Origin of the sequence: Lentisphaera araneosa HTCC2155 (assembly GCF_000170755.1) — a bacterium.
GTDB classification, from domain to species: domain Bacteria; phylum Verrucomicrobiota; class Lentisphaeria; order Lentisphaerales; family Lentisphaeraceae; genus Lentisphaera; species Lentisphaera araneosa.
Map to the genome: position 1 here is coordinate 181,249 of NZ_ABCK01000009.1, position 22,553 is coordinate 203,801.

A 22,553-nucleotide genomic window follows, 5' to 3' on the forward strand; every position below is an offset into this window, starting at 1 on the left:
CAAGATTTGTTATGATTAACTAATCTAATGACCCATGCTTCGCCAGCCAAGTTTACTTTTCCTAAGCTAGTGACAAATCTTAATTATTTATTTGGTCAATGATCGGTAATAAGTTTGAATTGGAAATGTAGGGACGCTGTCCCCATCCCTGCGAGGGTTGCTACCCATCGACGAGCGGAAGGTGGAGATAATTTTGAATGGTTTTAACTCTGCGTCCCAGCGACTCTGCGTGATGATTTTAATAACTCAGCAGGCAGGATGCCTGCGGTCGTGCGCCTGAGAGCGCACACAATCAGTGAGGTGAAAGTCCTCATCAACAAAGGCTGATTATGTTGTAGTCGAACCTAACTGCGTTGTCGTGAGGCGGGGTGGAGAGCAAGGCAAGGCGAAGCAGCAGTCCGTAGGATGACGAACTCGATTCGGCTTTATAGTACTAGCGAGCCTGCGATCGCGTGGCGAAGCTTGGAACGGAATGAAAATAATAATAATAAGGAGTAATTCTGAAGATCCTCTATGCTGAATATCAGCGAGTAGCAAAGCAGTAGAGGAAGTCTATAGAGTGGTTGGAGACGGAATGCGGTGAAGGTTGTGTGACGTTAATCAGGGAGATCTGCATGTGCAGTGCAATAAGGCATGCAGAAGTCAGAGCTCTCATAGTAGCGAAGAAGGCGGTGAAAGCTGTTAGAGCGAAGGAGAGTAGGAAGATGAAACTGAGAAGAAAAGAATGAAGGAGTGAAACAATTGTCAGAGATGACTAAACATACATGGGAGCACTTAGGGCGCACCGAAGAAATTCGTGCGTGGGCCTCGACTTCAGTCTGGACAGATCAGATGCTGGGAACTCTTGAAACAAGAGTTGAAGGTAAGAAATGGTATAGCTTAATAGATAAAGTAGCGCGAGAAGTAAACCTTATAGAAGCTTGGGAATCTGTTCGTGCAAACGGCGGGAGTCACGGGGTGGATATGGTGAGCTTGGATCGTTACGAATCAGAGCTAGAGCACAATACAAAGCAATTGATGAAGCAACTGCAGGCAGGGACTTACCTGCCACAATGCGTTCGCAGGGTAGAGATCCCAAAAGCAGATGGTAAAACGCGTGCTTTGGGAATACCGACCGTGCGCGATAGAGTTGTTCAGACTGCGCTCAAGAATGTTATTGAACCGATATATGATGTGGATTTTTCTACACAAAGTTTTGGTTTTCGTCCGCAACGTGGATGTAAAGATGCGCTTCGGCGTGTTCATCATCTACTTACGCAGGGACAGCTCTACGTCATTGATGCGGATATTCAAAGTTACTTTGATATGATACCGCACGACAAACTCATGGAACGAGTCAAAGAGAAAATAAGCGATGGCAAGACCCTAGATCTTATAGAAGCTTTCCTCAAAGCAGGAATATTTGATGGGATCAAGGAGTGGGATCCCGAGAAAGGGACTCCGCAAGGAGGCGTAATTAGCCCACTACTTGCCAATATTTACCTCAATGAATTCGACCACAGGATGACAGCGGCTGGCTTTGAAATCGTAAGGTATGCGGATGACTTTCTGGTGATGTGTGATAATGCGAAATCGGCTAAGCGGGGCTTGCGCAAAATCAAGCGTTGGATGAAGGCTCATGGTCTGAACCTCCATCCCGATAAAACCCGAATTGCCGACATGAATCAGCAGGATGAGTACTTTGAATTTCTAGGTTATCACTTTGAGCGCTCGAAAAGAACGGGCAGGATAAATAGGTGGCCAAGAAAACAGAGTATGGCTAAAATGAAAGACACTGTGCGAAAGCATACGAGGCGTTGTAACTGGCAATCGGTAGAAGAAATCATTAAAGGTCTCAGGCCTAGTCTCAAAGGTTGGTATGAGTACTTCAAACACTCAAATCGTTGGGCTATGCTCGAAGTTGATGCTTTCTTTCGTCGAAGGTTACGAAGTATTATCGCTAAGTACAATCGTAAGAAAGGTTCACATCGCTTTATAGATAACAGGAAATATACCAAGAAATACTTTGCAGAGCTAGGGTTCTTTTCACTGGAAGAGGCTTGGCTATTGGAATCTCAGTCTCTTCGGAGTAAGCATTGACCGGAGAGCCGTATGCGGGAGATCCGCACGTACGGTTCGGAAGGAGGGGAGGCTCCGCAAGGAGCTTTCCCTACCCTTATCCAGCAAAAATAAGTCTTTGACTGCAGTGAGCCTGCGAACGATCTGCAGGCGAAGCCGATCTGCCAACTGTCAACTTTTTGATAAAAAACTTCGTGTCTTTGCGTCTTCGCGAGAGAGACCTAAGGACAATTCCATGTGCTAGTCCGTTTGAAATCGGGATAATATTTAACGCGAAGTCTCCAAAAGAGATTCAGGGCTAAGGAACCTAAGAGTGCTAATGACTAAAAGCTATTTCTTCTCTGAGATATCTCTGAGTTCGGTGGTAATTGATTAACTATGGCAGCATCAGTTTAAGTTTTCTTAGTCAGGGGATTTACTTGAGGAGGGCGATGTCGGAGTTTTTGATCCAGCAAGTGGAGCCGTTGACGAGTTCGATGTGCAACCATTCACCGCGGTCTTCGAGCAGGGCGAACTCAGTGCCGGCGTGGAGGGGGTTGGTGAAGGCGTTGTTGTAGATGTAGCCATTGCCTTGTCGTGGGTTGCTTTCTTTGCTGACAATGACGCCATCAATATTCTGATCGAATGAGCTCACGCTGATGAGGATTGAAATCGCAAAAATGAGGCTGAGCAAGCCGGTGTAAAGGCGAGTTTTTTTCACCCAGGTTTTATTGCTGTGAAGTGCGTAAGCACAGAGGCCAAAGAAACTGAGGTTGAAGAAAAAGAAGAGACCAAGGCGAAGTTGTGGATTCCATGCATGCCAAAAGCAGACGAAGTTCAAAATCTCTTGAAAGGAGTTTTGGGGGACAACGTCATTTGTTTGTGCTTGCGCATAACGCAAGTTATGGGAAATATCGGCATTGGTGGGATCCAAGCGCAGGGCACGGTGATAATGCAAAATGGCTAAGCCCGCTTCGCCATGCATAAAATAAGCGTTGGCGAGGTTGTTGTAGAGTTGACTATTTTTATAAGCTTTTTCTTCGATGAGGAAGCGATAGGCATTGATTGACTTGATGTAGAGGTCTTCTGCTACTTCGGGGTTCTGCAAAGCGGCAAATTTAGCTTGCTCAAAATCATTGTTGGCCTGAGCTAAAATTTCTTTATCGCTAAGCTGTGTGGCGAAAATTGAGCTACAAAAGAAAAGCAGGCATAGGATTAACTTAGGCATTGGGAAGGCTCCTTTCGATGAGTCGTACAATTTTTTGACTGCGCTGAATCAATTCATCTAATTGTATATTCGACTGATGGGTTTCCGTAAAACGGGGGATCTTTAAATGATCGAGTAGGGACCGCAATTCATCAAAATCGTTTTGCGAAATGTATTGCTTTAAGGTCTCTTGTAAATCCTGCGCGATGATGGCGCCGGCAGTTAATTGCAGGCGATCGGCAAAGTACGTTTGTACTTGTTCATCGAGTTCATGAATTGATTTGGCACGGTTTTGTGATTTGAAATTGCGGAAAGCGCGAATAGCCAAGGCGCGTTTAGGATCACTGACTTTAAGTCGCGAGTAGGCACTCAATTGATAATAGATTAGAAAGAGGCCAGGGGGAATAAGGAAAGCCCAGATCCAGTCAGAAACGAGTGGGTCACTCTTGAGTAAGTTTGCCGAGAGATTGTTGTGACGAATGCCCTCGGAGTTTTCTTCTAAATGATTCTTGAGTTTGTTGGGACCGCTGACGATGGCATCAAATGCCGTGAGCTCGCTCGCTGCGGTAACTTTAATGGCAATGGGCTCACTCTTGGCGACGCCATAAGTTTGTCTTTCTGGATCAAAGTAAGGAACGCGAATCGAAGGGATAACTTTCACATCGATATCGATGGGACGCAGGGTGCGTTGAAATTTTGTGCCATCTTCGCGCAATTCGCCAATACGCTTGTTGGGCAGAAGCTTAAAGCTTTGGGTAAAAGGAAGTTGTTGGTTGAGGACGGGGATCTCTAAGATTTCGGGGAAGCTATGTTTTGATAAGTCGATATCCAATTTAATTGGTGAGCCTGATTCGAGCACGACTTTATCGGCACTTACTTTGAGATCAACTTTTCCCACGAGGCCATAAAAGTCATTGGGGCGCCCCTGCGTTGGGAGTTCTTTTACCCTTACAGTGAGTTTAGGTGAGAGGCACATGAGCTTCTTCACATTGCTATTATTCACTTCGGTGTCGAAGAAGTTGTTATTGAAAAAGCTCGGATAAGTGGGACGCCAGCGCTTTTGTTGTTGCGTTGTTTTTAATTTAGTTGGGAAGACACTAAGCAAGCGGGCATCGCCGAGCTCAAAAGAACCTGGGCTTAAGGGGACAATGACGCGTTGGAAGCGCAGGAACTCATATTCTTTTTCTTCGATGGTGGTGGAGCCACGAAGAGCAATGATGCGGTTTTGGGAAACGGGAAGTCCAATAGCATTTTTGTCGTTGGGGTTGGGCTCATGGCGACTATTGAGCACGCGGAAGGAAGCGTTCTGTAAGATGGGAACTTCGAGATCAACGGCTTTGAAGGCGTAAAGGGGCAGGGAGGTGTACCAAGTGACGGTGGCGAGGATGGGCTCGCCTACATACACGTCGGTTTTCGATAATTGAACGTCGAGCTTAATATCTTTGCTGATTTCGGGGCGCTTAACTTCGATGGCAAGCTCTTGGGTTTCGTAAGTCTTGTCAGCGACTTTAATGAATTGGGGGGGGATGACCATTTGGCCTGATTTCACAGGGACGAGGGCGAGGCGAATGTGGTAAGCCTTCTCCTTTTGAACCTGCAAGGGCTTTTGGCTGACGATTGTGTGTTGAAAGCCCGGGAACTCACTAGCTTCGAAGGGAGTGACGGTGTCGCTGCCCATGAGCATGATATCGAGAAAGAATTTCTCACCTAAAAAATAGGTATTTGTCGAGCTCGTGGCATGTACTTTGATGGGGTCGCTTTCTGCCGTTTTGTTGGGGTCGTTTTCAACTTGTGTTTCTTCTGCCCACGTTAGGCTTGAGAAAAGTAGTAAAACGACGATAAATAAATTTTTCATTACCAGTCCTTTTCAACCTTGCTTCGCTTGGCCGGCTTTTTATTGGCCTCGCGAATTTTTTGAAGTTCTTGTTCCATTTTTATAATATCTTGAGGGTTCTTAGCGGGGGGAGGAAGCTCCTGGCGCCCGAGGTCCATCTTGGAACTATCGGGCATGGCTTCGTCATCGCCTTCTTCCCCTTCCTCATCAGATTCTTCGTATTCGTCGCTTTCTTCACCTTCTTGTGATTCGCCATCCGAGTCCTGCTCTTGCTGCTGTTGGTCTTGATTCATGAGTTCGAGAGCTTTGCTGAGGTCGTCGATGATTTCTTGATTGGTGTCAGGGCTTTCGATTTTGTTTTCTTTGAGTTCAAGCATTAAGTTCAGGGATTTTTCAGCGGCGCCTTGTGTGAGTGCCTGTGATTCACCGAAAGGAAAGTCGGGATCTTCAGGAGAATTGAAGAATTCCTGCTGCAATTCAGTGAATTTCACATCAATGGCTTTGATGCTTTCTTGAATGATTTTTTGCTCTTTTGCGCTTTCCGCAATCGCTTTTTGTTGACTCAATAAATCTTCTAGCTGAGCTTTAAATTGGCTCTCATCTGCAATCGCTTTTTGAAGTTGTTCTTTGATGACTGCAATGGCTTCTTCAAGTGCGGCCTGTTTAGCTTCGGTTTCTTTTTGCTCTTGAGTTCTTTGCGCCAAATAGCTTTTACTGAGTTCTAAATTATAGATCGCCTTTTTAAGGCTGGGCTCAGTGAGTACAATTTTGCGGTAGAGGCGAATGGCATCTTTGATGTAGTTTTTTGCGAGATAAAAATCTGGCTCGCTTTGCGCTTCTTTGATGTGTGCATTGGCTAAGTTGAAGGTGAGCAAGCAGACTGCGTAGGGCTTGTCGAGCAGGGAGATCGCTTTGCGGTAGTAGTGAAATGATTGCGTGTAAGCTTCTTCTTTGACATATTCTTCGGCGAGGGCACGGTTGATAGCGAGGGACTCGGGGAAGGCCTTAAGCTTTTCTAATAAAGCCAAGATCTCAGGAGTTTCGACGATTTCCTCTTCCTCTTGTTGAGCTAAGATTAATTCTTTCATATCTTCATCCATGCCCTTGAGATCTTCGGCAGAAAATTGCTGAGCTCGCAAAGGGTTGAGGCCGATGAGGCAGAAGAGTAAGATAAGAGAATGAGTTTTGCCCATTTTTAGATCCGGTGTAAACAGTAGGAGAAGGAAAGAAATGAGGGCTAAGTAGAGGAATACTTTGAAGCGCTCAATAGGAACTTGAATGGCATTTTTGGAGAGTTCTTGCGCAAGTTGCTGTTCACTGATTTGACGATAGATGCGAGCGAGGTTCATTTGCTTCGTTCCCAAGGGCAAATAAACGGCATTTTTGCATTGTTCGCTAAGGTAGAGCATGGTTTCGCTTTCCAGTTTGGTGAGAACTTCACGACCTTCATACATCATGTAACCATTGCCATCGATGGTTGGGATGGGGGCGCCATTCTTTTCGTCACCCATACCAATGAGCATGAGGCGTGCTTGTTTTTCATTGACCGTCTCAATAGCTTTGTCGAGTAGTTCACCTTGGTCACCGCCATCTGAAATGAGGATGATATCTTTGTGCTGCTGCGTGTCGCCACTAAAGAGTTTATCGCAAGCTTTCATCAAGGCGTCCTCAATGCGTGTTCCCCCGTGAGCCACACTATCGTAATTAACTGTGTCGAGCATTTTGAGGAAGAAATCATAATCGAGTGTGAGGGGACATTTAATGCTTGCGGAACCCGCAAAAACCACGAGGCCGACGCGATGTTCTTCTAGGGAAGAGACACATTCAGCAATGAGGTTTTTCGATTTCTCCAAACGATTGGGGTACACATCTTCGGCACGCATACTATTGGAGATGTCGAGGATGAAAACCACTGAGTGACCATCTTTGCGCAGTAGCTTATCTTCAGTCCCCCAGGAGGGGCGCATGAGGGCAATAATTAAGCAAGCGACTGAGAAGCAAAGTAAAAAAGCTTTGCTTTGTGCCTTGCTATTGCTGAGCTTGAGTTGAGCAAAGGCTAATAAGTCTCTCTGATTATTTTTCCTCTGATGAATCATGAGGTAAATCAGTAAGGCCAAAATAGGGAACAAGACGGCCATTTTGGGTGCCATAAATTGTAGGGCTAAAATCGAATTCATGGGGACACTCGCAGGATAGTGGATTTCAGCAGGCTATGGAGAAAGAGAAAGAGAATGCTAAATAAAGCGAAGATTGAAAAAGCGGGCGATTTATCTGTGTAGCTAATGGCTTTTAACTTGGATTTTTCCAGTTTGTTAATTTCTTTGTAAACACTCTTGAGGCTATCGTAATCGTGGGCGAGTCGAAAAACGCCACCAGTGGATTCCGCCATTTTTTTGAGGACTTGGTCACCAGCACTGGGAGTCGGGGGCACGAAAAAGGTGCCTTGATCAGTTTTTTTGCGTTCGGGAGTTGGCTTGTTCTGAATACTAATAGTGTAGATTTTGATGCCCCATTCTTTTGCGAGGCTCGCAGCTTGCAGGGGGAGGTGATTACCACAGTTGTTTTCGCCATCGGTGAGCAAGATGATGATTTTACTTTTGATGTCTTGGTCACCTTGGAGCAGATCCAGTTGTGCCGCAGCTAAAGCCGTTGCATCACCATAAGCAGTGCCATCTTCATTGGGGCGCGTATTAATTGTGACGTCCTGGACAATGCTGATGAGGGCTTCGTGAGCGAGTGAGAGTGGCGCAATCGTATCGGCATAACGCGCAAAAGTAATGAGTCCAATGAGATCATCGGGGCGACCGACAAGCTCGTCGCCATCTCCGCCAATGAATTTCTCAACAACAATCTTTGCCACATCCATACGTGTTAAACGTTCTTCTCCATATTTCATATTGATGTCCATACTACTGGAGACATCGACGAGTACTTGAATGGCAATCCCTTGACGATCTTGACGCTTCTTAGTGACTTCGGTCATGGGATCGGCGAGGGTGAAGATCAAGCTGATTAGGGCTAAGTGCAGCGTTAGTGGCAGTAAGAAAAGCAGGTGGATACGCCAAGACTTTTTGGCGTGACTCATGTTCTCGGTGGATGAAAAGTTGATCGCATGGCGACGACGGCTGCGCCATTGATAAATCGCTAGAATGGGAACGAGAACAAAGAGAAAGAAGGCATAAGGAGTTTCGAATGTCATGATTGAATCTCCTTAAAAGCTTTCTTGAGCTGGCTGAGGAGATCTTCGGGACTAATTGATTGACCGGAAAAACGCTGACGCTGATAGTTTTCGATTAAGTCTTTTAATTGTTTTTGTTTAGGTTCATCACTTGAGAGTTGGCTCAACATCGCATTGAAATCATTTTTCTTGATGAGGAAGTTGTACTGCATGATTTTTTGCATGAGCGTTTCAATCGCTTCAAAGCTAGCTTCGCATTGCTCAAGATCTTCGTTTTTAACTTTGAGGGCGAGTTTCACTTTGGCTTTTTTCTTTTTAGGTAGAAAAGGCAGGGCAAAGAAGAGGAGAGAAAGTAGTAACCATTTTGAAGGTCTCTGTTTGAGTGAGCCACGGTGGTCAGCGATAAAGTCATCGGGAGGATTAATACTCGTAATGATGATCTCGCTTTCGGGGGATTTTAATTGTGCAAGAACGCCGTTTTTGTCGAGCAAAATCAGACTGATTTGAGGAGTTTTGTATTGTCCTGGGGCAGGGGGTTCAAAACTGAGTTCAAATTGTGTGCGCAGTTGTGTTGGAGAAGCTGGAGGCAAAACAATCATTTTTTGGTCGAAGAGCTCAAAGTCTTCGTTTTCGAGAGGTTTGATCTCAATACTACTGGCCAAGGGATGAATTGCAGTAAATTGGTAGCGAAGTAGATCGCTACTAGAGATTGATGGCGAAGGTTTTTGCCAAAGGATTTCCAATTTATCTGCTTTGAGAGTCTCGATTTGACTTGGCTCTTGCTTACAGGAAACAATGATCAAAGTCAACAGGACTAGGAGTGATAAAAGTTTATTTTGCATCAGCTGACCTATCGCTGCGCTCCCGGAAGAAACTAATGATTCTATGAAGGAAGTCCTCGTTTAACTTGATGGGCAAGTAATCGGCGTTGATATCGTGGCAGAGTGTCTTGAGGGCTTGGCTCTGTTTTTCATGTTCCTCAATGTAGGTCGAGCGGAATTGTTCAGCGGCACAATCAATGGTTTGTAGGGCTCCCGTTTCAGAATCGACAAAGTGAAAGATTCCGTGATCAGGCATGGAGATTTCGCGTTGGTCTTTGACATCAACACAAATCAAATCGTGAAATCGAGCGGTATCACCCAGGGTGCGTTCATAATTTCTATCCATGAAATCGGAGATCACAAAGGCAACGCAACGTTTGGGGCGAATGCGATTGAAGTAGTCCAAAGCTTGATCGAGATTTGTTTCTTTCGACTTGGGTTTGAGCTCAAGAATTTTTGAGATCAGCATCATGATATGCTTTTTACCCTTGCGAGGATTGATCACAAATTCGATTTGATCAGTAAAGAGAATGAGGCCAACGTTATCGTTATTGTGCGCGGCAGCAAAGGCGAGTAGAGCGAAGATCTTTGCCACAAGATCAATTTTGCGTTCTTCGCTAGAACCGAAATAAGCTGAAGCAGAAACATCGATGAGGAAAAATAGCGAGAGCTCGCGTTCTTCCATAAATTGTTTGACATGTGGCTTACCCGTACGCGCTGTAACCGACCAGTTGATGGAGCGAATATCGTCTCCATGCTCGTATTGGCGTACGCCTTCAAATTCAATCCCAGAGCCTTTAAAAGCACTGCGATACTCGCCAGCAAGTATCTCGCTAACGGCTTGTCGACAGTGAATCTGAATATGTCGAACTCGACGTTCTAGTTCTTCTTGGGTCACAGTTTAACCGTTGTAAGTGATCGCAGAGAGTAGCTCGTTTATGATATCATCGGTGCTTTTTTCATCAGCTTCGGCTTTATATGAAATACTGATACGGTGACGCATCACATCTTTCGCCATAACTTTTACATCGTCAGGCAATACAAATTCGCGGCCTTGCATCATGGCGTAAACTTTCGAGGCTTTGAGTAAGGAGATACTCGCGCGCGGTGAAACACCATGAGAAATGTAGCGATTGAGGTGGTCGAGCCCGTACTTAGCCGGGAAACGCGTGGCATCCACTAAACGAATAATGTAGCGTTCGATTTCTTCGGAACTAAAAACTTGGTCGACGACTTCACGCATCTTGATGATTTCATCGGGGTTGAGTACGTGATTAACGGCTTCTAACTCTTTGTTGGAGGCCATGCGCTTCATGACTTCATGTTCTTCATCAAAATCGGGGTAAGTAACGCAGAGTTTAAAGAGGAAACGGTCGAGTTGAGCTTCGGGTAGGGGGTAGGTTCCTTCTTGTTCCACGGGGTTCTGTGTCGCCATCACGAGGAAAGGCTGATCGAGTTTATAAGTTTCGCCACCAATTGTAACTTGTTTTTCCTGCATCGCTTCTAGGAGCGCACTCTGAACTTTTGCAGGAGAACGGTTGATCTCGTCCGCTAAAACCATATTGGCAAAAACTGGTCCCTTGTGAGCTGAGAATTCGTGAGTTTTTTGATTGTAGACCTGTGTGCCGATGACATCACCAGGGAGTAAGTCAGGCGTGAATTGGATACGGCTGAAATCAACATTGAGGGCTTGAGCTAGTGTAGAAATAGTAAGGGTTTTGGCGAGCCCAGGGACACCTTCAATGAGAACGTGACCATTGGAAAGCATGGCGATAAGTAGGCGTTCAATTAATTCACTTTGGCCGACGACGACCTTTGCCACTTCGCTTTTTATGTGATTGAGTTTTTTGAGTTCTTCCTCAAAAGCTGTGTTTGTCTCAGTGCTCATATGTTGTTTGCCTACCTAAAATATTAAGATTTTGTTAAGTACTACGCTATAAAATGCCTAAGCTTACATCAAATCGTAAAAAAACCTCTTGTTTTCCTAGTGAGCTTATGCTTATTTTAAATAATCGTCTGTATGATAAAGTTCTAACAGAATATATACAATAAGCTTTGCATAACTTGGACAGTTTGAATAGGATTTATGTCTTAATTTATACCTGAGTCAAAGTTAAAAGTTAAGGACGAACATAAATTACGGCTCTGATGAGTTCAAAACTGACTTTAGGATATGCGTGATTTGAGGCTGATTTATTAAATCATTGAGCAAATCAACAAAAAAGCTAAAAAAATCATTTTTTGAGTTTGATATATATCATTTTTTGTTTATTATCTAGGCACACAAGCGAGTGTAGCTCAATGGTAGAGCATCACCTTGCCAAGGTGAATGTTGTGAGTTCGAGTCTCATCACTCGCTCTTCAAAGGACTTAGTTTCGACTAAGTCCTTTTTTTTGTCTTCATTTCTTAGTATTGATTAGGATTAAGCCTGAAATGACCAATAGGGCGCCTAAGCACCTCTTGAAATCCAAGTTGATCTTGGGCATGCCAAAGGCGCCAAAATGATCGAGAATTAGTGAAAAGATAACTTGCCCACAAAGTGCGGCTAATACAACGCTGGCGACACCAATTTTTGGGACAGAAAAAATGACAGAGCTCACAAATACGGTTCCCAGTGCCCCACCAATCAAGATGCTTTTTGGCGCGGCCTGAAGTTTTTCTAAGCTTGGAAAACCTGTTTTGAGCAGGACACAGGCAAAGCAAAGAATAATAAAGCCAGACCCAAAAGAAAAGACCGCTGCCTGAAGTGGGTGCGTAAGGTATTTGCCATGGGCAGAATTGGTGGATCCTTGCAGGGCAATAAGGCTTCCCGCAAAAACCATGACTAAGAGAACGGCAATTTGATTCATATTTCAGCTCATTTTAAAAGTTTTAAGTCTCGATGTCGCAAAAGATAAGCTAAGCTAGAGGAGAAACTGACAATTTATATGAGAAAGAGGAAATTAGCTCAGTATTGAGTTTGGTGGCGACACAAAAAACGCACCGAAGATATTTCGGCGCGTTATAAAGTATCGCTTTATTTAGGAATTAAATGAATTCAAACTAGAGCTCACGAATGTAAATGTTTTTGAACCAAGTGGGATGGCCGTGGCATTGGAGCTCAATTTGTTCCATGACGGGGATGGGTGCTTTGCCTTTCTCCCAGAGGTTGTAGAGGGGAGCATTGTCAACAGTCTGTTTTCCATTAGTCCAGATACTAACGCGATCGCCAATCATACGGATGAAGAAGTGATTCCATTCACCTGTGGGCTTGTCAGCTTTGACGAGGGGCCATTTGCCTTCTTTGGGGTTATTCCAAAGTGCACCAGAGCCTTTGTGGGCACCAAGCTTTTGAACTTTTTGGTCGCTGGGATCCCAGATTTGAACTTGTGGAAGGCCGCGTAAGTAGATGCCGCTATCGCCATTTTGATTAATTTTCCAACTGACGTGGAACTCAAAGTCTTTATATTGCTTAAGGGTGGCGAGGCTATGACCACCTTTTTTACCATCAAAGAAAAGTTCACCTTTGTCTGTAACAGACCAATGTTTTTTCATACTTTCATCAGCTTTGGCTTGGAGTTCTTTGAGTTTATCCGCTTTCAAGGTTTTGCGTTTGTGGGGTCTATCAAAAGGGCGATCAAGGAGGCCTTTCCAGTTTGTGAGGTCTTTGCCGTTGAAAAGCTGAGTGAAGCCTTCGGGGGCGACATTATCTTCTTGTGCTTGGCTGAGGGCATTGTCTAATTCGGCTACAGAGATATTGCGGAAAGTGACGCCAGGTCCGTGGCCAGCAATCGCAATATGACCACTGGTACGATCACGACCTTTAGCATATTTGCCTGCATCTCCTGAAGCGATATCGCAATCGAGGATTTTTTCTCCGTTGAGAATGACTTGGAGATGGCTAGCTTTAAGGTGGATTTCTTGGTAGTTCCATTCGCCTAAAGGTTTTAGGAAGCCTCGTTTTGCGGCAGCAATTCCGTAGGCTGAGCCATGGAATTGATGATCTTTAAGCTTGGCATATTTGGGATGTGTATTATCGAGAATTTGTATTTCTACCGTAGAATAGGCCGGGATATGACGTTTAACTGATTTGTCCTGGGGGTGCGGAGCTCTTAAGCCGATTCCGTTATTGGCATGTGGAGCTAATTTAAATTCAAAGCGTAATACATAGTCCTGATATTCCTTAGCTGTGTAGATGTTTCCACATCTTGGCTGGGCAATAAGAGTGTTGTTTTCGACTTTGTATCCTTGGGTATTTCCGATCCAGTTTGTTGCGAGGTCGGCATCTTTTTCAAAAAGACTTGTGAAAGTTAGATTGTCATTAGCCTTGTCGGCAAAGGCTGTGCTGATTAGAGCAAAAAGAACTAGGCTAGTAAATTTGATGAGCTTCATATTTTCCCTGAATTAAAGTTGAATGGTTTGGCCTGTTTTAAAGGCTTGATCAGCCGCTAAAACAATTTTGAGTGAGTTGATGGCATCGTTCATGTGATCTGATAAATCAAGATCTTCTTGAATGGATTTGAGGAAGTATTCTTGTTCACGTAAGCAAAGGCCATCGTGATCGGGTTCGTCATCGGTGGAGATCCATTGATCTTCATTGATGAACTCATTTTGCTCGTTGATCTCAGAGGAATGAACACGGATCTGTTCAGTTTTTGTGTGGGCATCGACATTATCGGATTGGTCATCACCAGAAGCGTTTTGAGCAGTAATCGTCGCGGAACCATTGGGTCCCCAAACATCTTTGATGAAGAAAGCTTTGGTGGATGCCATTGGACCCCAGCCCGCTTCGTACCAACCGACTGAGCCATCATCAAAACTGACTTGGAGTTGACCATAATTATACATGCCGGGATTAAGTTCTTCACTGAGACGTGCACCAATAGCACTAACGCGCAGCGGCTTGGCTTGAGTCATCTGGCACATAACATCGACGTAATGAACACCGCAGTCAACGATAGGAGACATGGAGTTCATGAGATTTTTATGGGTGTCCCACATGGAGCCATGAGATTGTTGATTGAGGTTCATGCGCATGACGAGGGGTTTACCCAAGCCTTTCGCAATGTCGACAAACTGCGTCCAAGAGGGGTGGTGACGTAAAATGTAGCCAACCACAAGCTTTTTGTTTGCGGCTTTCGCAGCAGCGACAACGCGCTCGCAGCCTTCCACAGTGGGGGCGACGGGTTTTTCCAAAAAGACATGAGCACCCGCGGCAAAAGCTGCTAGAGCATACTCTTCGTGCGTGTCGGGGTAAGTCGAGATGCAAACCGCATCGGCTTGTGTTTCTTTGAGGGCCTGATGGTAATCAGAGAAGAGCGGATAGTCTCCACCTAATTCCTCATTGAGTTTTTCTTTGCTCGCTCCGCGGGAAACAATACCGCAAATGTCGAAGTCATTGAGTGCATGGTAAGCCAATGCATGAGAGCGCCCCATATTGCCACAACCCACTACGAGTACTTTAATTTTATTCATAATGATACCTAGATTTAATGATTGATTTCAGCTTTGGGGTCATCTTTGTGCTTGAAAGCGAGAAGGAATATGACGAGGATGACGCCGGCCATGATGGCGAGCGGCCACCAAAATGATGGCCAAAGAGATAGGTTCTCTGGGTTAATGCCCGATTTGTCACCAAAAGCGGCATTGTAAAATTTACCGCAAATGATTGCACCTAGAAAAAGACCGACTCCTTGTGTCCAAAAAATATTAAGAGCTTGCGCTTGGTTGCGAACATTTTTGTGACTCGCTTGATCAACGTAAATTTGACCTGTGACAAAGAAGAAGTCATAACAGATTCCGTGAAGGAAAATGCCAGCATAGATCATCATTGTGAGGTTTTCGCTGGCTCCGAAAGCAAAAAGCGCATAGCGCACAGCCCAGGCAAAAACGCCGATGGCAATCATTTTTTTGACGCCCAGTTTACGGAAGAAAAATGGCATCATTAGCATGAAAACGATTTCAGAGCCTTGCCCTAAAGTTTTAGCAGCGGCGACATTTGTAATGCCCATAGCAGACATTTGGTTTTGTAGGTAAGCGTAATAAGCAGCAAGAGGTATACATATGAGGAAGGAAGAGATGATGAAAACGGCAAAGGATGGTTTTTTCATCAAACTCCAAGCATCCCAGAATATGAGGTCCTTAAATTTAATAGGCTCGCCCTTGAGGGGGGCTGGGGTTTTGGGAAGAGAAAAGCAGAAGAAACCAAGAAGTAGGGAGGCGCCACCTGCGATGTAAAATTGTAGAGCTGTTTTTTCAGCATCTAAAAAGCTGATGAGTAAGCCGGCTGCGATCCATCCAATAGTTCCCCAAACGCGAACTATCGGGAATTGTTTAACTCCATCGCTTAGGTGTTTGAAGGAAATACTTGCCGTTAGAGCGAGTGTTGGCATATAACAGAGCATGTGCAGGAGGATACAGGTATTTACGATGCTTGATTTTCCTGGGCCCGCTAATTGTGGAAGAATGAGCATGGAAGCAGATCCAAGTATAAAGAGACCACCTAATACTTTTTCGGTGTTGATGAATCGATCAGCAATTAATCCAATGAAGAATGGAGCAATGATAGCTCCTAGAGGGCCAGCAGTATAGACCCAGTAAATATCTTTTTCCATTCCTTGAGTACTCATAAATAAACTCACGGAAGTGTACCATGCGCCCCAGATGAAAAATTGGAGAAACATCATGATGGAGAGTTGTTTAACATGAGATTTGTTTTGGCTGGTATCGCTCACTAGAAGCTCCTTAAATAGTAATGATTTAATTTAAGATATACAGTCCCAAGTCGATAAAATCAAACTAAAATTGTGTTTTTTAGTAAAAAACAAAAACATTTTATGTATATTAAGATTGTGTTATTGTGGCCATTTATGTTGCACGGCCTTACGTCTATCTTGTGAAAGTGTTTGATCAAATTGAGCATTTTCCTGTATTAAAAACTTTATGAGAATTGTTAATCATTAAAATTTGGTGGAGTAGTACTCTATAATAATTATCAAAAGAAGGGTGTTTATGCGTTTATTAGTTTTTTTCTTATCGATCTCACTTTGGGCTTCAGCTGAGAAACCAAATATTTTGTTTTGTATGGCAGACGACTGGGGCTGGCCTCATGCAGGTGCCTATGGTGACGAAGGTGTGAAAACTCCAAATTTTGATCGTTTGGCAAAAGAGGGAATGCTTTTTCATCACACTTATGTCTCCAGCCCCTCTTGCACACCGAGTCGCAATGCGGTGATTACGGGGAAATATCACTGGCAGTTAGGTCCAGGAGCTAATCTTTGGAGTACTTTGCCCGTCGAGCACGAGAGCTTTGTGCATTTACTTGCAGACTCGTCTTATGTGATCGGTCAGAATCGTCCTAAAACTTGGGGGCCAGGGAAAATTGAATCTTGGGAAAAACACCATGGAGGCCATCCAGCGGGTAGTACGTATAAAGATTTATCTGAATTTTTTGATAAAACTGAAGCGCCCGATAAAAATTTTTTCTTTTGGCTCGCCACAAGTGATCCACATAGGGGCTATAAAAAAGACTCGGGAGTGAAGAGTGGGATTGATCCTGCAAAAGTGCATCTTTTTGATCACTACCCCGATGCTTTAACTGTGCGTAAAGATGTGGCGGATTATTACTTCGAAGTTCAGCATTGGGATGCCTTGGTCGGCTCGGCGCTCAAACTCTTAGAAGAAAAGGATCTCCTAGAAAATACAATTGTGATCATGACGGGTGATCATGGGATGCCTTTTCCCCGTTGCAAGGGGAATTTATATGATTCAGGTGCGCGTGTTCCTTTTGTGTTTCGTTGGGCTAAGGGTGTTAAAGCTGGACTTGAAAATCGCGACTTTGTTTCTTTTGCGGATGTCGCACCGACTCTCTTAGAGCTTTGTGGGGTACCAGTTCCCAAAGCCATGACGGGAAAAAGTTTTGTGAATTTATTGCTGAGTGAGCAATCTGGGGCAATTGATAAAGTTGAACGCCCTTTCGCTATCTTTGGGAGAGAGCGTCACACGCCAGCTCAAGAGAAACCTAATATGGGTGGCTACCCATCTAGAGCGATAAGAACAAAGGATTTCTTATACATTCGCAATTATCGTCCTGAGCTTTGGCCCATGGGCGTAGGCAATGGCAACACAAACAAGCCAGGTCAGTGGTATTCGGACTGTGATGCGGGACCTACAAAAGATTATATCATTGACAATAAAGAAAAGGATCCTCAAGCCAAACGAGCTTATGAACTTTGTTTCGCTAAGAGGCCAGCTCAAGAACTCTATCACCTCGTCAAAGATCCCGATCAAACAAATAACTTGGCTAAAGACCCTGAATATGCAGCGGTGTTAGAGCAATTAGATAAGAAGATGCAAAAAGCATTGATCGAAAAATTCGACCCGAGAGCGAAAGATCCCCTATATGGAGGCTTTGATGTTCATCCCTATTTTGGTGGTTACGGAGGGAAACGTAAAGCTAAGAAGTAGCGTGGGGATTCTCTAGGCTAAAAGAGGACTTACGAAACGGCAAAGTTTGTCATATATTAAGAATAGAAAAGACAGACCCACGATTTTGAGCCTGCCTTATTGTATGTAACTATTTACAAAAGGAGTCAATGATGAATGCATCAACAAAAGACTGGATTACTCACTGCGTTGTTCCGCATAATATGAGTGAAGTTTCGCAAGAATATCATGATATGTGGAATGATAGTAAGTTCCTAGCACTCAATGCCATGATTATTTTATTTATGGTTTTGGCCTTTGTTTTAGCTATGGGCTTTTACTTGCCATCTGGAGTAGCACCACAGAACATCCCGTATTCACCGCTGCAATATGGACTTTAATTGACATTAATGCTTAATGAGTGAAGAATAACCAAGTCGGAAATGACTTGGTTATTCTTTTGTTGGTCACGCTTGGGAGAGTTTGTGATAATCGCAAATAAGTTCAATCCTCTGGGTGATAATAAGTTTTCTGGAACTAAAGTGCAGGGAATTTTAAGTGGAGTCACCATGTCGAAGCATAGCAGGAATCAACAGCCTTCTTTCGAGCAAGAAATCAAAGATATCTTCCCTTTAATTTGGGATGATCAGTCACCTGAGCCGATCAGTCAGCTAAACTATGAGCAGGAATTAAAGTTAAAGAATGATGCCTTCGCTAAGTTTCTCCAAAAAGCAGGGGTTCAAAAGCAAGCGCAAAGCATTATTGCCTCTCCCAAGCCAAGACATTACCGAACCACCACCAAGCGTCGTGTTTTTCAGGAAGGAGCAGGAATCGGTTTGGGTTTTTCTAAGCCAGTGAAGGCAGGTGTTTGTCTTGAGTCAGATTTAGAACCCAGTGAGCACCACGACATTTATCACTTTTTACAAAAAACACTTTCTAAGCGAACTTATTATTCTTTGGCGCGGGCCCTAAATTGGTTGATTATTCGCGGCAATTATGATCGCCAATTCCTCATCTTAAATATTTTTAAGATGGATGCGGATGTGATGCGCAAGGTTAAGTTATTAGTAAATGTGCTTAAAAAAGAGAATATTGTTGAGGGCGCCATGGTCTACTTTGACCCTTCGCGATCGGATTATTACCTCGAAGCTGAACGCCCCGTTAAAACGATGCAGATTAAACATTTATTTGGACCGCGTCTTTTAGGTCTTAAAGTTGATGACGTACTAATGCGTTACAGCCCCATAGGTTTTTCCCAAGTGAATGAATCGATGGTTCCTGAAATGGTCGAGCTCGCTAAAACGATGTTGAAAGCAAGTAAGGATGATGTGCTGCTCGATCTCTACTGTGGTTATGGTCTCTTTAGTCATACCTTAGGCCAGTCCTGCAAGAATGTCTTAGGCTATGAAATGAGTACTACGGCGATTGATTCGGCAAAAGAAATTTCTAAGCGTCTCAAAAGCCATAATCGCATGAAGTTCTTCGCTGAAAAAATTGATGCGAACTTAGTTCACAATAAATTTTCTCAAGCAAAGCAAACTGAATTGATGCTCCTAGATCCTCCCCGCCAAGGCTGTGAACCCGGAGTGATTGCGCAACTCGCAAAACGTCGTCCCAAGCGTGTCTTGCAGATTTTCTGTGGCACTGATGTGGTGCCCAAGGAAATTCTAGAATGGCAAAAGCAAGGCTACAAAGCCAAAGTCATTCAGCCAATAGATATGTTTGCAGGAACACCAAATCTCGAAACAATGGTCTTATTTGAAGCTTAGTTCGAAATTGAATCAATAATAGTTTTGAGCTCGACGGCAAGTTGACCTGAGTACTTAGCGAAAGCAATGAGTTCCCCTCTGTCGTTCAGTCCATAGGGGGCTTTAACATATTCACCCTCAATCGGTCCGATGACGAGAGTTTGTATACTGATTTGATCTCCATGACAAATCACGTCAATAGGAGGGACAAAAGTGATTTTTAAATGGTCACTTTTTAAAGTTTGTTGATAAGCTTTTTTAGTGGCAACTTCATCAAAAGTAATCGTGTAGCCCTTTGAAGTGAAGTTGCAAGACTCCACCAAGTCAATACTGAGTTTGCTAAGTCGAGATCTTTCTTGGGGACTTAAATTGACTTCACTTTCTTCAATATAGAGTTGAGTAATCGCTTGTTGTTGAGATTTAAAAGCACAAGAAGAAACGAATGAAACCAGTAAAATGATTATGAGGCGCGGGTAGAGATTCATTGAAAAACTACTTGTCTTTGTCGTTTTCGTGAGATTTTTTGATGGCGTATTGATAGCTTTCGACGGAATCAAAAATAACATAATCAGTGACTCGATCCCAGGCCACACCACCATCACAATTGTCAGTCCAGCAAGATTCTGCATGCCCTTTGGGGACAGTGCCTGTGATGAACATGCGTCCGTGGATTTCGGTGAATTTGGGGTCGATGAGGTCGTGGTTGATACCATCATCTTTAATCGTGATTGAGATGACTTTATCTTTTAAATTGAGAGGGTCCATGTTTCGCCTTTTTAAAATTTTCTTAGTTACTTTTTACTCGTTAGCCGACACTTCATAGCTAGTGAAAGGAATATCTTCACTGACTTGTTGTTGAAGATATTCCACAAATTTTTCATCGCCATCACGTTCCTTTGAGAGAGGAAATTCGTAGTCATAGTTATCTGTGCCAACCATGACCCAGGTATCATCGATCCAGCTGGTGCTGTATTGAACTTCGATGTTCGCAATATCTTTAAAAGAAATGATTTCTTTGGGTTCGGGCCAATCTTTCGAGTATAAAACGATGTTCTTATCGGTAATGAAATACATACCTTCATCGATGTTGATAAGGCCATCGGAATAAAAGTATTTAATGCGTTCATCTTTTTCCAGTAGTTCCATCTTGTGGATTTGCTTGAGATAACGCTTGGGGATGTGCCTTGCTTGGTAGACATAGGTTTCTGGGCCACGATCAAGGAAGGCCAGACCAATGGTTAATACGGTGCCAATAATAATGCCGAGTCCGCAAAGAATAATTTTAAGTGCTTTCATGTTAAGTGCCGTCGTTTGAATCGTTTTTGTTAGGTAAAATAAAGAGAATAAAGAGTCCTATTAATCCGGTGAAGGCTAAAAGAAACATTGCGGGCTCGTAGCCTTTGCTTCTGATAGCTTTACCAAAACCAATAAGGTAAAGTAATAGGGCGGGAATGATGAGTAAACCGGGATGGTTATAGATTGGCTCTTGCCTAAATTCCATAGGAACAAAGATATCACTAATCCAAAGTAGGGAGGCTATTATCACAGAGGAGCTTAACTCTCGGCGGCCGTCAAATTTTTGTTCTTGATAAGAACGAGCAGCATCATGTTTATGCATGTGAAACTAGATCCTGTTGTTTGTTGATGAGAGAGTTTTTGTAGGCTTTTTTGTGGGCGAGACTTATGAGGTGGCTGAAAAAAGCTAAAACAAGGAGAAATAAAGGGGTGAAATATAAGCCTTTGAAACTTTTAATAAACACGAGCTTAGGACTACTGGTCTTATAAAGAATTTTGACTTGTTTTTGTAAAGGGGGTGATTTTTCACTTGAGCTCAGAGTGAGTGTGCTTGTCTGAGCAGGTCCGTTAACAGATTGATATGCAACAATAGCGGTGTATGACATATTTCCTTCGGTATCTTTCTCTGTTTTATGATCGATAACTGTTGCTAATGAAGTATCAAAACTCAAGAGAATAACTGTTGACAAAATAGCCCATATGATGCCGAGGCATAGAAGAGGAATGCTAAGCGTCAAACCAGCAAAGTACATGGCTTCGCTGGAATTTTTATCTAAAAACTTATCTATGATCATATCCCACTCCCGTAATGATGAAGATTTATTTTAAGCTTTTGTGCTTGTGATTTCAAGTGATAGCTTCAAGCAAAGAGTCTTTTATCAAGGGAGATTGACTTGATTTAACGTAATTCTTTACAATTAATCAGGTGACGATGAAAACTTACATCGCAGAGCGATGGCACTTTAAATAGCCCCACAAGTAATGTGGGGTTTAGTACAAGGGCAAATTTGTTGCGTATTTTGCATGATGTTTACGTAAAATATCTATTTGATCGTTTACTTAAGCACAAAGAGCGTTAATTTAATTTCAATAAATAATTTAAGAGAATAGATTTATGTCAGTAACTGTAAAAGATATAGCTGATCGCGCTAATGTTTCTACTGCAACGGTGTCACGCGCATTGAATCCTGAGCAAACGGGAATTAAACCTGAAGTTCGCAATGAAATTGTCGCTTTGGCTGAACGCATGGGCTATAAAAAGCGCGGCCGCAAATCGAATAAAACTGATAATGCTTATGTGGGTATTATTTATAAAAGGGAGCCGACGACTTTCGCTAGCGGCGGTGTTTTAGGAGACCGTTTGTATCACGCGATGGAAATTTCCCTGTACCATCAGGGGAAACAAGCTTTGATGCATAATATTGCCTTGGATGATGAGCCACCAGCCTTTTTAAAGGACGGTTTAGTTTCTGGAGTGCTCTTGGTCGAATTAGATATTGATAATGACCACAAGATCCTTAAAGAACTCAAGCAGATGAAAATCCCTGCAGTGGCGGTTAATCACCCAGGTTATCTCGATAATTTTGATGTAGTTAGCGTCAATTATGTTCAATGTTATCAACTCATGGCGAAGCGTTTACTAGAAAAGGGCTGTCAAAACATAGCTTTTGCATCGAATGATTTTGGTCACTTTGTTACGAGAAATAGTTTCCTCGGTTATAGCTTAGCGATGTTTGAAATCGGTAAAACTCCTCAAGAGACGACTTGGTTGAAAGAAAGCGACTCTGCTGATGTAGGTAAAGGAATTGCACGTGAAATAGTGGCAGACGGAACAATTGATGGCGTCCTATGCATGAGTAATAAAATTGCTAAAAATGTCATTGCAGAGTTGCAGGCTCTTGGCAAAAAAGTTCCAGGTGATGTCAAAGTCTGTGGCTTCGATCCATCTTCAAAAGATGACACGGCAATCACTGCGGCTATCTACAACTTACCGGAAATGACGGATAGGGCTGTTGAGCTCTTGCAGTA

General features: G+C 43.5%; 21 protein-coding genes and 1 tRNA gene. 6 read left to right on the forward strand and 16 right to left on the reverse strand.

The features are described 5' to 3' along the window. Positions 1-750 precede the first annotated feature (750 nt). Positions 751-2,079 (forward strand): group II intron reverse transcriptase/maturase, encoded by a 1,329-nt coding sequence (ltrA, locus tag LNTAR_RS11265; RefSeq protein WP_007278832.1) that lies wholly within the window; start codon positions 751-753, stop codon positions 2,077-2,079. A 394-nt stretch (positions 2,080-2,473) separates the two neighbouring features. Here ltrA and LNTAR_RS11270 read toward each other — a convergent pair whose 3' ends face one another. The 7 genes from LNTAR_RS11270 to LNTAR_RS11300 are packed head-to-tail and all read right to left on the reverse strand — an operon-like array spanning position 2,474 to position 10,965. After that, positions 2,474-3,265: a tetratricopeptide repeat protein gene (locus LNTAR_RS11270; RefSeq protein WP_007278833.1), complete on the reverse strand. Its 792-nt coding sequence runs from the start codon at positions 3,263-3,265 to the stop codon at positions 2,474-2,476. Next, a complete protein-coding gene (locus LNTAR_RS11275) occupies positions 3,258-5,099 on the reverse strand; it encodes a BatD family protein (RefSeq protein ID WP_007278834.1) in 1,842 nt (613 codons plus the stop codon). Before LNTAR_RS11275 ends, LNTAR_RS11270 begins: the two co-directional genes overlap by 8 nt. Next, positions 5,099-7,255 carry a VWA domain-containing protein gene (locus LNTAR_RS11280; protein WP_007278835.1) on the reverse strand — a complete coding sequence of 719 codons (2,157 nt, stop codon included), beginning with the start codon at positions 7,253-7,255 and terminating at the stop codon, positions 5,099-5,101. Before LNTAR_RS11280 ends, LNTAR_RS11275 begins: the two co-directional genes overlap by 1 nt. Continuing rightward, the gene (locus tag LNTAR_RS11285) at positions 7,252-8,277 is read right to left on the reverse strand and encodes a vWA domain-containing protein (RefSeq protein ID WP_007278836.1); all 1,026 of its coding nucleotides are present in this window, start codon (positions 8,275-8,277) and stop codon (positions 7,252-7,254) included. Before LNTAR_RS11285 ends, LNTAR_RS11280 begins: the two co-directional genes overlap by 4 nt. Continuing rightward, the gene (locus tag LNTAR_RS11290) at positions 8,274-9,098 is read right to left on the reverse strand and encodes a hypothetical protein (RefSeq protein ID WP_007278837.1); all 825 of its coding nucleotides are present in this window, start codon (positions 9,096-9,098) and stop codon (positions 8,274-8,276) included. Before LNTAR_RS11290 ends, LNTAR_RS11285 begins: the two co-directional genes overlap by 4 nt. After that, a complete protein-coding gene (locus LNTAR_RS11295) occupies positions 9,088-9,975 on the reverse strand; it encodes a DUF58 domain-containing protein (protein WP_007278838.1) in 888 nt (295 codons plus the stop codon). The genes LNTAR_RS11290 and LNTAR_RS11295 overlap by 11 nt, the downstream gene beginning before the upstream one ends. 3 nt (positions 9,976-9,978) lie before the next feature. Then, on the reverse strand, positions 9,979-10,965 hold the full coding sequence (locus tag LNTAR_RS11300) for an AAA family ATPase (protein ID WP_007278839.1): 987 nt from the start codon (positions 10,963-10,965) through the stop codon (positions 9,979-9,981). Between the two features lie 399 nt (positions 10,966-11,364). Between LNTAR_RS11300 and LNTAR_RS11305 the strand changes: the two genes are divergently transcribed. Next, positions 11,365-11,436, forward strand: a tRNA-Gly gene (locus LNTAR_RS11305). A 41-nt stretch (positions 11,437-11,477) separates the two neighbouring features. Here the strand turns inward: LNTAR_RS11305 and LNTAR_RS11310 are convergent. The 4 genes from LNTAR_RS11310 to LNTAR_RS11325 all read right to left on the reverse strand — a co-directional run bounded on the left by LNTAR_RS11310 (position 11,478) and on the right by LNTAR_RS11325 (position 15,791). Beyond that, positions 11,478-11,927 (reverse strand): DMT family transporter, encoded by a 450-nt coding sequence (locus LNTAR_RS11310; RefSeq protein ID WP_007278840.1) that lies wholly within the window; start codon positions 11,925-11,927, stop codon positions 11,478-11,480. Positions 11,928-12,120: 193 nt separating this feature from the next. After that, positions 12,121-13,449, reverse strand: a complete 1,329-nt coding sequence (locus tag LNTAR_RS26625) for a 3-keto-disaccharide hydrolase (RefSeq protein ID WP_007278841.1) — start codon at positions 13,447-13,449, stop codon at positions 12,121-12,123. Positions 13,450-13,461: 12 nt separating this feature from the next. Next, positions 13,462-14,532, reverse strand: a complete 1,071-nt coding sequence (locus LNTAR_RS11320; protein ID WP_007278842.1) for a Gfo/Idh/MocA family protein — start codon at positions 14,530-14,532, stop codon at positions 13,462-13,464. Between the two features lie 14 nt (positions 14,533-14,546). Further along, positions 14,547-15,791 (reverse strand): MFS transporter, encoded by a 1,245-nt coding sequence (locus LNTAR_RS11325; RefSeq protein ID WP_007278843.1) that lies wholly within the window; start codon positions 15,789-15,791, stop codon positions 14,547-14,549. Between the two features lie 277 nt (positions 15,792-16,068). On the opposite strand from LNTAR_RS11325, the gene LNTAR_RS11330 reads away from it, so the two are divergent. The 3 genes from LNTAR_RS11330 to LNTAR_RS11340 all read left to right on the forward strand — a co-directional run bounded on the left by LNTAR_RS11330 (position 16,069) and on the right by LNTAR_RS11340 (position 19,250). Continuing rightward, complete coding sequence (locus LNTAR_RS11330) at positions 16,069-17,523, forward strand: sulfatase family protein (protein WP_007278844.1); 1,455 nt, start codon at positions 16,069-16,071, stop codon at positions 17,521-17,523. Positions 17,524-17,651: 128 nt separating this feature from the next. Beyond that, a complete protein-coding gene (locus LNTAR_RS11335) occupies positions 17,652-17,882 on the forward strand; it encodes a hypothetical protein (RefSeq protein WP_157473498.1) in 231 nt (76 codons plus the stop codon). Positions 17,883-17,966: 84 nt separating this feature from the next. Next, positions 17,967-19,250, forward strand: coding sequence for a class I SAM-dependent RNA methyltransferase (locus tag LNTAR_RS11340; protein WP_157473501.1), 1,284 nt, complete (start codon positions 17,967-17,969; stop codon positions 19,248-19,250). On the opposite strand, the gene LNTAR_RS11345 is transcribed toward LNTAR_RS11340, so the two are convergent. From LNTAR_RS11345 to LNTAR_RS11365, 5 genes are read right to left on the reverse strand one after another with little or no spacing between them, the layout of a single operon-like run. Then, positions 19,247-19,714 carry a hypothetical protein gene (locus LNTAR_RS11345; protein ID WP_007278848.1) on the reverse strand — a complete coding sequence of 156 codons (468 nt, stop codon included), beginning with the start codon at positions 19,712-19,714 and terminating at the stop codon, positions 19,247-19,249. The genes LNTAR_RS11340 and LNTAR_RS11345 overlap by 4 nt on opposite strands. A gap of 7 nt (positions 19,715-19,721) precedes the next feature. After that, complete coding sequence (locus LNTAR_RS11350) at positions 19,722-19,994, reverse strand: hypothetical protein (protein WP_007278849.1); 273 nt, start codon at positions 19,992-19,994, stop codon at positions 19,722-19,724. Between the two features lie 33 nt (positions 19,995-20,027). Further along, positions 20,028-20,525, reverse strand: a complete 498-nt coding sequence (locus LNTAR_RS11355) for a hypothetical protein (RefSeq protein ID WP_007278850.1) — start codon at positions 20,523-20,525, stop codon at positions 20,028-20,030. Between the two features lies 1 nt (position 20,526). Beyond that, positions 20,527-20,847 (reverse strand): hypothetical protein, encoded by a 321-nt coding sequence (locus LNTAR_RS11360; protein ID WP_007278851.1) that lies wholly within the window; start codon positions 20,845-20,847, stop codon positions 20,527-20,529. Continuing rightward, positions 20,840-21,319 (reverse strand): DUF3592 domain-containing protein, encoded by a 480-nt coding sequence (locus tag LNTAR_RS11365; protein WP_007278852.1) that lies wholly within the window; start codon positions 21,317-21,319, stop codon positions 20,840-20,842. The genes LNTAR_RS11360 and LNTAR_RS11365 overlap by 8 nt, the downstream gene beginning before the upstream one ends. A gap of 320 nt (positions 21,320-21,639) precedes the next feature. Here LNTAR_RS11365 and LNTAR_RS11370 point away from each other — a divergent pair. Next, the coding region (locus tag LNTAR_RS11370) for a LacI family DNA-binding transcriptional regulator (RefSeq protein ID WP_007278853.1) at positions 21,640-22,553 on the forward strand (914 nt) is incomplete at its 3' end.